The organism is Nonomuraea sp. NPDC003804 (genome assembly GCF_040610675.1).
Taxonomy (GTDB): domain Bacteria; phylum Actinomycetota; class Actinomycetes; order Streptosporangiales; family Streptosporangiaceae; genus Nonomuraea.
Genome location: NZ_JBEXMT010000037.1, coordinates 57578 through 71963, shown reverse-complemented (window position 1 = coordinate 71963; position 14386 = coordinate 57578). Strand labels below are relative to the sequence as shown.

16 protein-coding genes are annotated in these 14386 nt (G+C 69.4%); 9 read left to right on the top strand and 7 right to left on the bottom strand.

The features are described 5' to 3' along the window. From htpX to ABZX22_RS37910, 3 genes are all read left to right on the top strand, one after another. Complete coding sequence (gene htpX / locus ABZX22_RS37920; RefSeq protein WP_354919489.1) at positions 1-900, top strand: zinc metalloprotease HtpX; 900 nt, start codon at positions 1-3, stop codon at positions 898-900. 3 nt (positions 901-903) lie between these two features. Next, a complete protein-coding gene (locus ABZX22_RS37915) occupies positions 904-1461 on the top strand; it encodes a hypothetical protein (RefSeq protein WP_354919486.1) in 558 nt (185 codons plus the stop codon). Between the two features lie 235 nt (positions 1462-1696). After that, positions 1697-2311: an SIMPL domain-containing protein gene (locus tag ABZX22_RS37910; RefSeq protein WP_354919483.1), complete on the top strand. Its 615-nt coding sequence runs from the start codon at positions 1697-1699 to the stop codon at positions 2309-2311. Between the two features lie 57 nt (positions 2312-2368). Here the strand turns inward: ABZX22_RS37910 and nadA are convergent, their stop codons facing one another. Then, a complete protein-coding gene (gene nadA / locus ABZX22_RS37905; RefSeq protein WP_354919480.1) occupies positions 2369-3511 on the bottom strand; it encodes a quinolinate synthase NadA in 1143 nt (380 codons plus the stop codon). Between the two features lie 325 nt (positions 3512-3836). On the opposite strand from nadA, the gene ABZX22_RS37900 reads away from it, so the two are divergent. Together ABZX22_RS37900 and ABZX22_RS37895 are read left to right on the top strand one after the other, a co-directional pair. After that, positions 3837-4190 carry an iron-sulfur cluster assembly accessory protein gene (locus tag ABZX22_RS37900; protein WP_354919477.1) on the top strand — a complete coding sequence of 118 codons (354 nt, stop codon included), beginning with the start codon at positions 3837-3839 and terminating at the stop codon, positions 4188-4190. A 98-nt stretch (positions 4191-4288) separates the two neighbouring features. Then, entirely contained in the window at positions 4289-5275 is a 987-nt protein-coding gene (locus tag ABZX22_RS37895; protein ID WP_354919474.1) for a carbohydrate kinase family protein, read from the top strand. A gap of 171 nt (positions 5276-5446) precedes the next feature. Here the strand turns inward: ABZX22_RS37895 and ABZX22_RS37890 are convergent, their stop codons facing one another. The 4 genes from ABZX22_RS37890 to ABZX22_RS37875 form a co-directional block, all read right to left on the bottom strand. Next, the gene (locus tag ABZX22_RS37890) at positions 5447-5878 is read right to left on the bottom strand and encodes a CBS domain-containing protein (RefSeq protein WP_354919472.1); all 432 of its coding nucleotides are present in this window, start codon (positions 5876-5878) and stop codon (positions 5447-5449) included. A gap of 141 nt (positions 5879-6019) precedes the next feature. Next, positions 6020-6466: a MarR family winged helix-turn-helix transcriptional regulator gene (locus tag ABZX22_RS37885; protein WP_354919469.1), complete on the bottom strand. Its 447-nt coding sequence runs from the start codon at positions 6464-6466 to the stop codon at positions 6020-6022. Between the two features lie 259 nt (positions 6467-6725). Next, complete coding sequence (locus ABZX22_RS37880; RefSeq protein ID WP_354919466.1) at positions 6726-6971, bottom strand: sulfurtransferase TusA family protein; 246 nt, start codon at positions 6969-6971, stop codon at positions 6726-6728. 64 nt (positions 6972-7035) lie between these two features. Next, entirely contained in the window at positions 7036-8172 is a 1137-nt protein-coding gene (locus ABZX22_RS37875) for a cysteine desulfurase family protein (RefSeq protein WP_354919463.1), read from the bottom strand. Between the two features lie 197 nt (positions 8173-8369). Here ABZX22_RS37875 and coxB point away from each other — a divergent pair, with 197 nt between their 5' ends. The 4 genes from coxB (at position 8370) to ABZX22_RS37855 (ending at position 12504) form a co-directional block, all read left to right on the top strand. Next, positions 8370-9128, top strand: a complete 759-nt coding sequence (gene coxB / locus ABZX22_RS37870) for a cytochrome c oxidase subunit II (protein ID WP_354919460.1) — start codon at positions 8370-8372, stop codon at positions 9126-9128. Then, a complete protein-coding gene (gene ctaD / locus ABZX22_RS37865; protein WP_354919458.1) occupies positions 9125-10780 on the top strand; it encodes a cytochrome c oxidase subunit I in 1656 nt (551 codons plus the stop codon). The genes coxB and ctaD overlap by 4 nt, the downstream gene beginning before the upstream one ends. After that, positions 10780-11175, top strand: coding sequence for a cytochrome c oxidase subunit 4 (locus ABZX22_RS37860; RefSeq protein WP_354919456.1), 396 nt, complete (start codon positions 10780-10782; stop codon positions 11173-11175). The genes ctaD and ABZX22_RS37860 overlap by 1 nt, the downstream gene beginning before the upstream one ends. Before the next feature lie 252 nt (positions 11176-11427). Continuing rightward, on the top strand, positions 11428-12504 hold the full coding sequence (locus tag ABZX22_RS37855; RefSeq protein WP_354919453.1) for an Ig-like domain-containing protein: 1077 nt from the start codon (positions 11428-11430) through the stop codon (positions 12502-12504). 10 nt (positions 12505-12514) lie between these two features. On the opposite strand, the gene ABZX22_RS37850 is transcribed toward ABZX22_RS37855, so the two are convergent. Then, complete coding sequence (locus tag ABZX22_RS37850; RefSeq protein ID WP_354919450.1) at positions 12515-13219, bottom strand: histidine kinase; 705 nt, start codon at positions 13217-13219, stop codon at positions 12515-12517. 114 nt (positions 13220-13333) lie between these two features. Beyond that, the gene (gene trpD, locus ABZX22_RS37845; protein WP_354919447.1) at positions 13334-14380 is read right to left on the bottom strand and encodes an anthranilate phosphoribosyltransferase; all 1047 of its coding nucleotides are present in this window, start codon (positions 14378-14380) and stop codon (positions 13334-13336) included. Positions 14381-14386 lie beyond the last annotated feature (6 nt).

The following is a 14386-nucleotide window of genomic DNA, read 5'->3' as shown; positions in this document are numbered from 1 at the left end:
GTGAGCACCCGGTTCGCGTCCGACCGCGGTCTCACCGTCCGCATGGTCATGACGATGTTCCTGCTGGGTCTGCTCTACGTCGTCTTCGTCGGCGCCCTCATCGCCCTGGGCGTGCGGGCGCTGGGCGTGCTGCTGATCGCCGGCGGCATGTTGCTGGTGCAGTACTTCCTGTCCGATCGCATCGCGCTGTTCGCGATGGGCGGGCGGGAGGTCTCGCCGCAGGAGGCGCCGGCCCTCCACGGCCTGATCGACAGGCTGTGCGCGATGGCCGACATGCCCAAGCCGAGGGTCGCCATCGCCGACTCCGATGTGCCCAACGCCTTCGCGACGGGCCGTGACAGGCAGCATTCCGTCGTCTGCGTGACGACCGGCATCCTGCGCCGGCTGGAGCCCCGCGAGCTCGAAGGCGTGCTGGCGCACGAACTCTCGCACGTCGCCCACCGCGACGTCGCCGTGATGACCATCGCCTCCTTCCTCGGCATCCTGGCCGGCCTCATGACCCGCTTCGCCCTCTACAGCGGGCTGGGCAGAAGCCGCGACAGCAACCAGGGCGGCCTGCCCATCGGCCTGATCGTGATGCTGGTCTCCATCGCCGTCTACGCCGTCAGCTTCCTGCTCACCCGCGCCCTGTCCCGCTACCGGGAACTGGCCGCCGACCGGGCGGGCGCGCTGCTGACGCAGCAGCCGTCGGTGCTGGCCAGCGCGCTGGTCAAGGTGAGCGGCGAGATGGCCAGGATCCCCACGCGCGACCTGCGCGAGGCCGAGCCGTTCAACGCCTTCTACTTCGCGCCGGCGCTGGCTCCCGGCAAGGCGCTGGCGCAGCTGTTCTCCACGCACCCGCCGCTCGAGCGGCGCCTGGAGAACCTGGAGAAGATCTCCGCGCAACTCGGGAAAGGCTGAGCGATGGGCTGGCTCGACGTGATCCTCGGCAGGTCCAAGCCGGTCCGGCCCAACCTCGACGCGCTCTTCGCGCTGCCGTCGGCGGCCGTCACGCTGCAGGCCGCCACCGGTCTGGCGCCCACGGGGGTGGGCTCGGTCAGTTTCCGCGCGGCCGAGGGCAGCGCCTTCGCGACGCTCAGCGCCGACGTCAAGGCGCTGCTGGGGGACAGGGTGGAGGAGACGCGCGACGAGTACGGGTACTCGTGGCTGGTGGTCAGGCGCGACCCCGACGCGGTCGGCGACCTGGTCACCGAGCTGCACGCGGTCAACTCCTCGCTGGAGGGGGCGGGGTTCGGGCCGTCCCTGCTGTGCTCGCTGGTGTCCTTCGCCGACCCGCAGCAGCGTCGGCTGGCGGTCGTCTACCTGTACAAGCGGGGGACGTTCTATCCGTTCGTCCCGCTGCCGGGCCACACCAGGGACACCGCGCTCGAACTCCAGGTGCGCGGGGTGCTGGCGGGCGAGCTGAGGATCGAGGAGGACCTCGGCCGGTGGTTCCCCGTCTGGGGCGCGCCCGGTTTGTGACGCTCCCGCCCGCGCCGGGCCGCCTGTTCGAGGATCGAACCGCCATCTGGTGGGCAGACCAGTCCATGATCTGGTCAAGTGGTCGTGTCGGTCGATGGGGACAGGCAGGACCGATGGTGACATGGCGCCTATGATCAAACTTGCTGTCGCGCTCGCGGCTTCGGCCGTCGCGATCGGAATGACGAGCACGCTCGGCGGTACGGCTCATGCGGCGCCGGAATCAGCGAGGGTGGTTGTGGAAGAGACGAGAAACCAGATCGCGGTCGTCGGGCAGGGCGCGGTCTCGGCCGCTCCTGACGTCATGCGCCTGACGGCGGGTGTCGAGGTCCGCAGGGCGACGGCGGGCGAGGCGTTCGCCGCGGCCAGGGCGGCGGCGGCGAAGCTCACCAGGACGCTGATCGGGGCCGGTGTGGCCGCCGACGACCTCACGACGAACGAGCTGTCGCTCGGCCCCGAGTACGAGAGCTACCCGAAGGTGTCGGGCTACCGCGGCGCCCAGGGCGTCGAGGCGGTGGTCCGCGACCTTTCCAAGGCCGACCGGATCATCGACGCGGCCGCCGCCGTCGGCGAGGAGGTCAGGCTCAACGGCGTCTCCTTCGAGGTCTCCGACCGCACCAGGCTGATGGAGGCGGCCCGCGCCGCCGCCTTCAAGGACGCGGCGGACAAGGCCAGGCACTACGCGGCGCTGGCCGGACGGCGGCTCGGCAACGTGGTCGAGATCACCGAGGAGATCACCGGCGGCCCCATCCCGATGCACGTCTCCGCCACGCTCGCGGAGGACAAGGCGTCGGTGAACCCCGGACGCCAGAACCTTGGCATCAACGTCCGGGTGGTCTACGAGCTGAGGTAGCCCGCCGAAGAACGGCGGTGCGGGCCTTCCCACGCGGGAGGGCCCGCATCCGGCGGTCTACGGCAGGGCCAGCATGCGGTCGAGGGCGACCTTGGCCCAGTGGGTGGTGTCGGCGTCGACCGTGATCTGGTTGACCACCTCGCCGAGCACCAGCGACTCCAGCGCCCACACCAGGTGCGGCAGGTCGATGCGGTTCATCGTGGAGCAGTAGCAGACCGTCTTGTCGAGGAACGAGACGCCCTTGTCGGGGAACATCTGCGCCAGGCGCTTGACCAGGTTCAGCTCGGTGCCGATGGCCCACTGGGAGCCGGCCGGCGCCGCCTCGAGCTTCTTGATGATGTACTCGGTCGAGCCGACGTGGTCGGCCTTCAGCACGACCTCGTGCTTGCACTCGGGGTGGACCAGCACGTTGACGCCGGGGATGCGGCGCCGTACGTCGTCGACGGAGTCGGCGGTGAAGCGGCCGTGCACCGAGCAGTGACCCTTCCAGAGGATCATCTTGGCCCGGCGCAGTTCCTCCACGCTCGGCGGCCGGTGGGGGTTGTAGACGACGCAGTCGTCCAGCGACATGCCCATCTCCAGCACGGCGGTGTTGCGGCCCAGGTGCTGGTCGGGCAGGAAGAGCACCTTCTGGCCCTGCTCGAAGGCCCACTCGAGAGCCCGCCTGGCGTTGGACGAGGTGCACACCGCGCCGCCGCGCCGGCCGCAGAAGGCCTTGATGTCGGCGCTGGAGTTCATGTACGTGACGGGCACGGTGACGTCGGCGATGCCGGCGTCCTCCAGGAGCTCCCACGCCTCCTCGACCTGGTCGAACGTGGCCATGTCGGCCATCGAGCACCCCGCCGCCAGGTCCGGCAGGATCACCTTCTGGGAGTCGCCGGTCAGGATGTCGGCGGACTCGGCCATGAAGTGCACGCCGCAGAAGACGATGTACTCCGCCTGGGGGCGGGCCGCGGCCTGCTGGGCGAGCTTGAAGGAGTCGCCGGTCACGTCGGCGAACTGGATGACCTCGTCACGCTGGTAGTGGTGGCCGAGGACGAACAGCCTGTCGCCCAGCGCCTCCTTCGCCTTGCGCGCGCGCTCCACCAGCCCCGGGTCGGAGGCCGGGGGAAGCTCGCCGGGACAGTCGACGCCCTTCTCGCTGTGCGGATCGGTGCCCTGCCCGAGGACGAAGAGCGGCAGCCCTGTCTGGGTGGCCATGGCCGTACCCCCTTATCGTCGAAGTGACGACTAATGATGACACACGGCTTGGGGCGATTTGTTCCGGCCACCCGTTTCAGGTGATCGCCGCAGGCCGGAGGGGGTCCGGTCGCGCCGGCCGTATCGGGAGGAGCAGGTGGGCGCCGGTCCGCGTTCCGTGGGGCGCGTCACGGGAAGGGGTCGGTTTCCGGTTCTTCTGGACGATCCATAACAACCTCACAGACGCGGAATGCATAGCTCGCCTCCGGTGTTGGTAGCGTCTTAGTAGGACGTCAGAAACAGACAGCCGTGACACTGCGGCTGATCCAGACGCGGGAGTCAGCACATGACGGTTGAGAGCAGCGAGACCACGGCGCAGGGCCTGATCCTGACCGATGCGGCCGCGGCCAAGGTCAAGAGCCTGCTGGAGCAGCAGGGTGAAGAGGGCCTCCAGCTGCGTGTGGCCGTGCAGCCGGGCGGCTGTTCCGGTCTGCGTTACCAGCTCTTCTTCGACGACCGCTCGATGGACGGTGACATCGTGTCCGACTTCGGCGGCGTCGGCGTCGTGACCGACAGGATGAGCGCGCCGTACCTCATCGGCGCCACCATCGACTTCGTCGACACGATCGAGAAGCAGGGCTTCACGATCGACAACCCGAACGCCACGGGCTCCTGCGCCTGCGGCGACTCGTTCAACTAGGTCGGCGCCTCCAGGTCCCGCTCGCCTTTGTGCGCGCGGGACCTTCGCGTATTCTCTTGGGGCTCATTGGCTTGCTGACAACGAGGAAGAAGAACCCCGTGCGCATCGCCGTCACCGGCTCCATCGCGACCGACCATCTGATGACCTTCCCCGGAAGCTTCGGGGACCAGCTCATCGCCGACCAGCTCGACCGGGTCTCCCTGTCGTTCCTCGTCGACGATCTGCAGGTCAGGCGCGGTGGTTGCGCGGCAAACATCACCTTTGGGATGGGCTGTCTGGGCCTCAGCCCCATCCTTGTGGGAGCGGTCGGGGCGGACTTCGCCGACTACCGCTCGTGGCTGGAGCGCCATCGGGTCGACTGTGACTCGGTTCACGTCTCCGAGACCCACCACACCGCTCGTTTCCTGTGCACCACCGACGAGCAGCACAACCAGATCGCCTCGTTCTACACCGGCGCGATGGCGGAGGCGCGGCTCATCGAGCTGCAGCCGATCGCCGACCGAGTGGGCGGCCTCGACCTGGTGCTGATCAGCCCGAACGACCCCGACGCCATGCTGCGCCACACCGACGAGTGCCGCCAGCGGGGCATCCCGTTCGCCGCCGACCCGTCGCAGCAGCTGGCCAGGATGTCCGGCGAGCAGATCCGCCAGCTCGTCGACGGCGCGGCGTACCTGTTCTCCAACGACTACGAGAAGGGCCTCATCGAGCAGAAGACCGGCTGGTCCGACGCCGAGGTGCTCGACCGGGTCGGCGTCCGGGTCACCACGCTCGGCCCGAAGGGCGCGGTCATCGACCGCAAGGGGGAGCCCTCGCTCCACGTGACCCCCGCTCCCGAGCTGGGCAAGGCCGACCCGACGGGTGTCGGTGACGCGTTCAGGGCAGGCTTCCTCGCGGGCGTCGCCTGGGGGCTGCCGCTGGAGCGGGCGGGCCAGATCGGCAACCTGACGGCCACGCACGTCCTGGAGCGGGTGGGCTGCCAGGAGTACGAGCTGGGCCAGCGGGTGTTCCTCGAGCGGTTCGCCGCCGCGTACGGCCAGCCGGCCGCCGACGAGGTCGCCCAGCACCTCCGCTGCCACTACGCCTGACCGCCGGTCGACGGCCACCGGGTTCACCGGTGGCCGTCGGTCCTTCACGCCGCTGCGGCGGCACGTCGCTTCCTTCCGGCTTGCCCGCCGGGGCGCCCGCCTCCTGGGTGGTCAGGTAGGCCGGGCCGTCCCCGGCCTACCTTTCGGTCTCCGCCGTGGCCGCGGGCGCGGTCAGGTCGCGTAGACCCGGTGGCAGAATTCGGCGAGCTTGTCGTCGGGCAGATGCTTGGCGAGGTCCGCCTCGGTGATCATGCCGACGATGCGGTGCTGGTCGATCACCGGCAGCCTTCTGATCTGGTGCTCCTCCATGCGGGACAGCGCCTCTTCCACCGTCGCGTCGGCGGGGACCCAGACGAGGCCCGTCGCCATGTCGCCGGCCGTCGTGCGGGAGGGGTCGCGTCCCGACGCGATGCAGTTCACGACGATGTCCCTGTCGGTGATGATGCCCTTGAGGCGGTCGTCGGGCCCGCAGACGGGCAGCGCGCCGACGTTCATCTCGCGCATCATCTGAGCCGCGCGGTCGAGGGTTTCGTGAGCGGCGATGCACTCCACGCCCGGGTTCATGAGGTCACGCGCGGTGTTGTGCGGATGTCCGCTTGTCATGTGATCCCCCCTGAAGTTGATGACGGTGGTCCGTGAGGTTTCTACCCATTTGCACCCTTTGTGACCCTGGGAAGGCACCACTCCGCCACGTCGCCGACATGCTCGGGCCGGCTGCCGCGGGAACAGGCCCGGCGGCTGGCGTCAGCCGGGGAGGTTGAGCAGCTTGCTGAGGAGCGCCGCCAGTTGCGAGCGCTCGTCGGGGGTGAGCACCTGGAAGGTGTCGTGGAGGAACGCGGGAACGGCCCCCTCCGCCGCGGCCAGCCGGTGCCGTCCCGCGTCGGTGATGGTGACCGCGTAGGAGCGCCGGTCGCGGGGGTTGCGTTCGCGCCTGACGCACTCCGCCCGCTCCAGGTCGTCGCAGATCGTCACCATCACGCTGCGGTCGATGCGCAGCTCCTCGCTGAGCGCCTGCTGGGAACAGGGGCCGACGTCGTCGAGCATCTTCAGCACCAGGTGCTGGCCCACACCGATGCCCTGCCCGGCCGCGTGGGCGTCGGCCGCGCGGGCGACGGAGGCCGAGGCCCGGCACAGCGCGATGTCGAGCCGCTCGCCGGCCAGCTTGGGAAAGTACGTCGGCCTGACCTGCATCGAAACCTCTCATCACCCTGGAGGTCCAGCCTAGCACTCTTCGTTTGACGCCAGATCGTCTGTGCTCATACCGTTTGTGGTGCAGACCATGTCGACGCGCGGGCGCCTCAGGAGCGCGAACCGGCGGCGGTGCCGGGCGTGCCGTACGACGAGGTGATGCCGGCCGCGTTCGTGCCCGTGGCCTGCACCGTCGGCACAGACTTCAGGCCCGCCCGCAGGATCCCGCGCGAGCGGGTCCCGCACCGGGAACGCCGGCAGGTCAGTAGTTGCGCCGCACGTGGATCGCCCAGCCGCCCGCGGGCAGCTCGTAGGTGCCCACGTGGGGATGCGACTTGAGCCTGCACCAGGCGGGCACGTCGGTGTAGGCGGCCGGATCGTCGGCCAGGACGGCGACGATGGCGTTCAGCGGGACGTGGTTGATCCGCTCGGCGAGCATGATGATCGGAATCGGGCACTTCTTGCCGAGCGCGTCGATGGTCAGGGTCGGCTGAGCTGCGACGGTCACGAGGCCCCCTTCGTCGGTCTCATGACCCCCGTGCCGCGTCCATGAACGACGACCCCGAACCCGGTCATACGACCCCTGCGTCTTGACGTATCCGGCGCACCATCTCAGGGAGGACGGCCAGGAACCGGTCCACCTCGGCGGCGGCAGCGCCCCTGGGCAGCGATACCCGGACGTTTCCATGAGTAAGCACGCCCATCGCCTCCAAAACGTGCGATGGACGAAGCGTACTAGCCGTGCACGAACTCCCGGACGATACCGCGAAACCCGCCTTGTCCAGCTCGGTGAGCAGCGCCTCCCCGTCGACGTAGAGGCAGGAGAAGGTGACGATGTGCGGCGCCCTGCCGACCGGGTCGCCGATCACCTCCACGTCGGGCACGAGCGTGGGGATCCGCTCCCTGATCGTGTCGACGAGGGCCGACAGGCGGGCGTTCTCCAGCGCCGCCTCCTCCCGCATCGCCGTCAGCGCCGCCGCCGCCGCGACGATCGACGGGACGTTCTCGAAGCCCGGCACCCGGCGCCGCTCACGCTCGTCCTCCGGCAGGAACGAGCGGAACCGGGTGCCCTTGCGTACGGCCAGCACCCCGACCCCCGCGGGCCCGCCCCACTTGTGCGCGCTCGCGGTCAGCACCGACCAACCCTCCGGCACCGGCAGCCGGCCCGCGGTCTGGGCGGCGTCGACCAGGAGCGGCACCTCCAGCCGCCGGCACGCCGCCGCGGCCTCGGCGACCGGCTGCAGCGTGCCCACCTCGTGGTTGGCCGTCTGGAGGCAGGCCAGCGCCGTGCCCTCGGCCGAGACCGCCGCGGTGAAGGCGTCGAGATCGACGCGGCCCGCCAGGTCGACGCCGACGGTGGTGACCGTGCCGCCCTGGCTCTCGTGGACCGCCGCGGCGTGCAGGACGCTGGAGTGCTCCACCGCGCTGGTGACGAGGTGACGTCCGGCCCTCCGCCTGCCGTGTAGGGTGCCCAGGACGCCGAGATGCACGGCCTGGGTGCCGGAAGAGGTGAAGGAGACCTCGTCCGGCCTGGCGCCGAGCGCCTCGGCCACCTCCGTGCGCGCCTGTTCGAGAAGCAGGTGGGCACGGCGGGCCTGGCCGTACAACCGCGCGGGGTCGGCCCAGCCCGCGTCCAGGGTCGCGATCAGCGCCTCGCGTGCCTGGGGATGCAGGGGCTCGGTCGATGCCGCGTCGAAGTAAACAGCCACATCGAGACATTAACGGGGGCGAGCGGGGAGCCGACCACCCCCCACGCTAATGTGTCTGCAATCAGCTGTGCATATGGAAATACGAGCGCCCAGGAGAGACTTCTGGGCTTCATCTGTGGGGTAGGCGATCCGTGAGTCCGACCCGCCGTACTGAGCGGCGTCCGTTGGGCCGGCGCAGAGTGTCCAGCGCCGCCGGTTTGGCGTTGCTGCTGGCCTCCGCGACGGCCTGTGCAAATGACGTGCCCGAGGCCGACTGGTCGCGTGGTCTTCTTCCTGAGGGTGCCACCGAGCAGGCTGACATCGTCACGAATCTGTGGAACGGGGCCTGGATCGCGGCGCTGGCCACGGGGCTCGTCGTCATCGTGCTGATCCTGTGGGCGTGCGCCTTCCACCGCAAGCGCAAGGCGTCGGCCGAGCTTCCTCCGCAGGTTCGCTACAACCTGCCGATCGAGATCCTGTACACGGTCGTGCCGCTCGTCATGGTGTCGGTGTTCTTCTTCTTCACCGCCCGCGACGAGAACGTGCTCATGGACACCTCGGCGCAGCCTGACGTCACGGTCCACGTGGAAGGGTTCCAGTGGAGCTGGCGGTTCACCACCGACGCCGGTGGCAAGACCGCCAAGGTCGTCGGCATGCCGGTCAGCGACTACCAGGCGCCCCAGTCGCCGGAGCTGGTGCTGCCGGTGAACAAGAAGGTGCTGTTCAAGCTCGACGCCGACGACGTGATCCACTCGTTCTGGGTGCCCGCGTTCATGTTCAAGCGTGACGTGATCCCCGGCATCTCCGGCGAGAAGAACAAGTTCGTGATCACCACGTTGAACAAGCCTGGTGTCTACGCGGGCCGGTGCGCCGAACTGTGCGGCGTCGACCACAGCCGCATGCTCTTCAGGGTCAAGCTCGTCTCGCAGGCCGAGTTCGACCAGTACATGACGACCCAGGCTGGGAGAGCCCAGTGACCGCCATCCAAGCACCCTCAGTCTCGGCGCGGCCGACCCGCAAGGGCCTGGCCATCGCCAAGTGGATGTCCTCCACCGATCACAAGGTCATCGGGCATCTCTACCTCATCACGTCGTTCGTGTTCTTCCTCATCGGCGGCGTGATGGCGCTGATCATGCGCGCCGAGCTCGCCCAGCCGGGGCTGCAGGTCACCACGAACGAGCAGTTCAACCAGCTGTTCACCATGCACGGCACGATCATGCTGCTGATGTTCGCGACGCCGCTGTTCGCCGGCTTCGCCAACGAGCTGATGCCGCTGCAGATCGGCGCGCCCGACGTGGCGTTCCCCCGGCTCAACATGGTCAGCTACTGGCTCTACCTGTTCGGCAGCATCATCGCGGTCAGCGGATTCCTGACCCCGAACGGCGCGGCCAGCTTCGGCTGGTTCGCCTACACCCCGCTGTCGAACGCGATCAGCTCGCCCGGCGTCGGCGGTGACCTGTGGATCATGGGTCTGGCGCTGTCCGGTCTGGGCACCATCCTCGGCGCGGTGAACTTCATCACCACCATCATCTGCATGCGCGCGCCCGGCATGACGATGTTCCGGATGCCGATGTTCACCTGGAACATCCTGCTGACCAGCATGCTCGTGCTGATGGCCTTCCCGGTGCTGGCCGCCGCGCTGCTCGCGCTGGAGGCCGACCGCAAGCTCGGCACCCACATCTTCGCCTCCGAGACCGGTGGCGCGATGCTGTGGCAGCACCTGTTCTGGTTCTTCGGCCACCCCGAGGTCTACATCATCGCGCTGCCGTTCTTCGGCATCGTGACCGAGATCCTGCCGGTCTTCAGCCGCAAGCCGATCTTCGGTTACATCGGTCTCGTGGCCGCGACCATCGCCATCGCCGGTCTGTCGATCACCGTGTGGGCGCACCACATGTTCGCCACCGGCCAGGTCCTGCTGCCGTTCTTCTCGTTCATGACGTTCCTCATCGCGGTTCCGACGGGCGTGAAGTTCTTCAACTGGATCGGCACGATGTGGCGAGGCCACCTGAGCTTCGAGTCGCCGATGCTGTTCTCGGTGGGCTTCCTGATCACCTTCCTCCTCGGCGGTCTGACCGGCGTCATCCTGGCCTCCCCGCCGCTGGACTTCCAGATCAGCGACAGCTACTTCGTCGTGGCCCACTTCCACTACGTGGTCTTCGGCACCGTCGTGTTCGCGATGTTCGCCGGCTTCTACTTCTGGTGGCCGAAGTTCACCGGCCGGATGCTCAACGACAAGCTCGGCAAGGTGCACTTCTGGTTGCTGTTCATCGGCTTCCACACCACCTTCCTCGTCCAGCACTGGCTGGGCATGGTGGGCTTCCCCCGCCGTTACGCCGACTACGCCCCGACCGACGGCTTCACCGACCTGAACCTCATCTCGTCGGTGGGCGCCTTCATCCTCGGCGCCTCGACCCTGCCGTTCTTCTACAACGTCTGGAAGACCTGGCGCAGCGCGCCCAAGGTCACCGTCGACGACCCGTGGGGCTACGGCGGCTCGCTCGAGTGGGCGACCTCCTGCCCGCCGCCGCGGCACAACTTCACCTCGCTGCCGCGCATCAGGTCCGAGCGTCCCGCGTTCGACCTGCACTACCCGCACGTGTCGGCCAAGCCGCAGGAGGTTGAGGCCTGATGAAGGTTCAGGGTTGGCTGTTCCTGCTCTGCGGACTGTTCTTCGCGGGCGTGGACGTCGTCTACTGGTTCTGGTCGAAGGAGCCCGTCGGCACCACGGCCATGGCCATCTCGGTCGGCTTCGCCTTCATGATCGGCTACTACCTGATGTTCACGGCTCGCCGTATCGGCGACCAGCCGGAGGACAACAAGACTGCCGAGATCAGCGACGGCGCCGGGGAGATCGGCTTCTTCAGCCCGAGCAGCTGGTGGCCGCTGTTCGTCTGCCTCGCGGCGGCGTTCGCGTTCGTCGGCTTCGTGATCGGCCTGTGGATGTTCCTGATCGGCGTCTTCATGGTGATCATGGCGATGGTCGGCTTCGTCTTCCAGTACTACCGGGGTAACTTCTCCCACTGATCCGACCAGCACAGAAGCGGGTGCCCTGTCCGAGGGCGCCCGCTTTTGGTGTTTTTTACTCCATGCCGAATGTGGCGAAACGATCACTGCGGGTAGTAAGGGGGCGTTAGGGCTTCGACGGAGAGGGGAGTACCCGTGGGGCGGATGACTCAAGGATCGGCTGGAGTTCTGGCCCTCGCCGTACTCGCAGCGTGCTCGGCAGGCAGCACCACGGGCGGGGCCTCGCCCAGCGCGGCGCCACCGCCCGCGAGTGTGGCGATCGTCCCTGCCGACAGGTCGGGCAACGTGCCGACCGGCCAGACCGTCCTGGTCACGGCCCGCGGTGGCACGCTCAGGGACGTCACCGTCACCGGACCGTCCGGCGGTCTGGAGGGCGAGCTCAGCGCGGACCGCACGAAGTGGCGCAGCAAGCGGTACAGCCGCCCCGGCACGACCTACACCGTGAGCGCGCTCGTGGCCAACCCCGCCGGTCAGACGACCAGGACCACCAGCACCTTCACCACGGTCAAGGCGCACGGCACCTTCGGCATCGAGCAGCTGCTGCCGCACAAGGACGACACCGGCCTGACGGTGGGCGTCGGCATGCCGATCATGATCACGTTCGACAAGGACGTCACGGACCGCGTGGCCGTCGAGCGGAACCTGGTCGTCAAGACGTCCAAGCCGGTCCAGGGCGCCTGGCACTGGTTCGACGACCGGCACGTGGACTTCCGGCCGAAGACCTACTGGCCCGCCCGCACCAAGGTCCGCCTCGAGGCTCGCCTGGCCAACGTGCCCGGCGCCCCCGGCATCTACGGCAAGCGCGACTACACCCTCGACTTCACCGTCGGCAGGTCGCAGATCACCTCCGGCAGCACCGGCAACCACCACCTCGTGGTGAAGCGCGACGGCAAGGTCGTCAGGAACATGCCGATGAGCGCCGGCCAGGGCGGGGAGTGGAAGTACTACACCACCTCCGGCATCCACCTGGCGATGTCGAGGGAACCGGTGACGGTCATGACCTCGCCGGGGATCGGGCCCGGGCAGGCCGGCTACTACCAGCTGACGGTCTACAACACCGTGCGGATCTCCAACTCGGGCGAGTACGTGCACAGCGCGCCCTGGTCGGTCGGGTCGCAGGGGTACTCCAACGTCAGCCACGGGTGCGTGAACGTCAGCCCCGAGAACGCGGCGTGGTTCATCAAGAACACCCTGATCGGCGACCCGATCGTCATCACCGGGTCCCCGCGCCCGCTCGAGCCGACCAACGGCTGGGGCCACTGGCAGGAGAACTGGAAGGAGTGGCTGCAGTGGAGCTCGCTGAAGTCGATGACCACCGAGTCGCTGTAACGCCGTCGCCCTAGTGGAGCGGGAGACGGGCGCGGACCGCATGCCCGTCGGCGTGCCCCTCGACCGTGAGGGAGCCGCCGACGAGGGCGGCCCGCTCCCGCGCCGCCTGCCCGATGGGCCTGGAAGGCCCGTCGTCGCTCACCAGGACCTCCAGGAGGCGCCGCCGCCACCGCAGGGTCACCGTGGCCCTGGACGCGCCCTCGGTGTCTCTGAGGGCCTCCTGAACGATCCGAAAGGCGGACAGTTCCACCCCCGGCGCGGCCGGCGCGGGGGAGCCGTCCTGGACGAGGTCCACCGGCAGGCCCCTCCCGCGCATCTCCTGGAGCAGGTCGGGCAGGTCGTCGAGACAGGGCTGCGGGGTGCGCGAGGGCGGGACGCCGGTGAAGGCGCTCAGGACGCCGAGCATGCGCTGCAGCTCGCCGAGCGCCTGGCGGCCTGACTCCTCCGCGTCCTTGAGCGTGCCGGCGGCCCTGCGCGCGTCCCTGCCCATGGTCATCCGGCCCGCGCCGATGCCGAGGGTCATGACGCTGACCTGGTGCGCCACGACCTCGTGCAGCTCCTGCACGATCAGGGCGTGCCGTACGGTCTGCGCGCGGGCGCGCCGTTCGGCGGCCAGCTCGGCCGCGGAACGGGCGCGCAGCCGGAGCAGGAGGACGACTGCGGGGCACAGGACTACCGTGGTCACGGCGGCCAGCCATGACAGGAGAGGCGGCATGGCCGGGAGCGTAGGCGCGGGTCCCGTGCGGCGCATCCGCTTGGCGGTGGATCTTCACTCCACCCCCGAGCGTAGGGCGGGCCGGCGCGGCCACCACCGCGCCGGGGAAGGGGCTCAGGCCATGCTGAGGGCGCGGCTGACCTCGACCCACCGGTCGAGCGTCGCCGCGGCGCGCCCCGAGTCGACCGCCTGGACGGCACGCGCGTAGCCGTCGATCATCGCGGAGTCGAGGTCGTCGCCGGGACCGTCGGCGGCCACCAGTGCGGCCGCGGCGTTGAGCAGCACCGCGTCACGCACCGGGCCGGTCTTCCCGCGCAGCAGGTCGTGCACCGCCTGGGCGTTGAACGCCACGTCGCCGCCGCGCAGCGCGCCCACCTCCGCGCGGGGGATCCCCAGCACCGCAGGGTCGAACACGGTCTGTGTCGCGCTGCCGTCGCGCACCACCCACACCGTGGAGGTGGTGGCGATGGTCAGCTCGTCGAGCCCATCGTCGCCGCGGAACACCAGGGCCGAGACGCCGCGCTCGGCGAAGACGCCGGCCAGGACGGGCAGCATGCGGGCGTCGTAGACGCCGATGGCCTGCGCGGACGGGCGGGCCGGATTGGTCAGGGGGCCCAGGAAGTTGAAGATCGTCGGGACGCCCAGCTCCTTGCGGGGCGGACCGGCGAAGCGCAGCGCCGGGTGGTAGACGGGCGCGAAGCAGAACGCGATGCCCGCCTCGGCCGCCACCCGCGCGGTCGCCTCGGGCGGCAGGTCGAGCTTGATGCCGAGGTACTCCAGGACGTCCGCGGCGCCGCAGGAGGAGGAGGCGGCGCGGTTGCCGTGCTTGACCACGCGCACGCCGGCGGCGGCGGCGACGATGGCCGCCATCGTGGAGACGTTGACCGTGTGCGCGCGGTCGCCGCCCGTGCCCACGATGTCGACGACGGGCCCCTCCACCCGCAACGGGGTGGCCAGCTCGAGCATCGTCCTGGCCAGGCCGGTCACCTCGGCGACGGTCTCGCCCTTGGCCCGCAGCGCGACCGCGAACCCGGCGATCTGCGCGGGGGTGGCCGAGCCCGACATGATCTCCCGCATCGCCCACGCCGTCTCGTCGGCGGTCAGGTGTTCCCCCGCAAGGAGGGCTGACAGCAGTGCGGGCCAGGTGGTGCGAGCGTCCATGGGAGA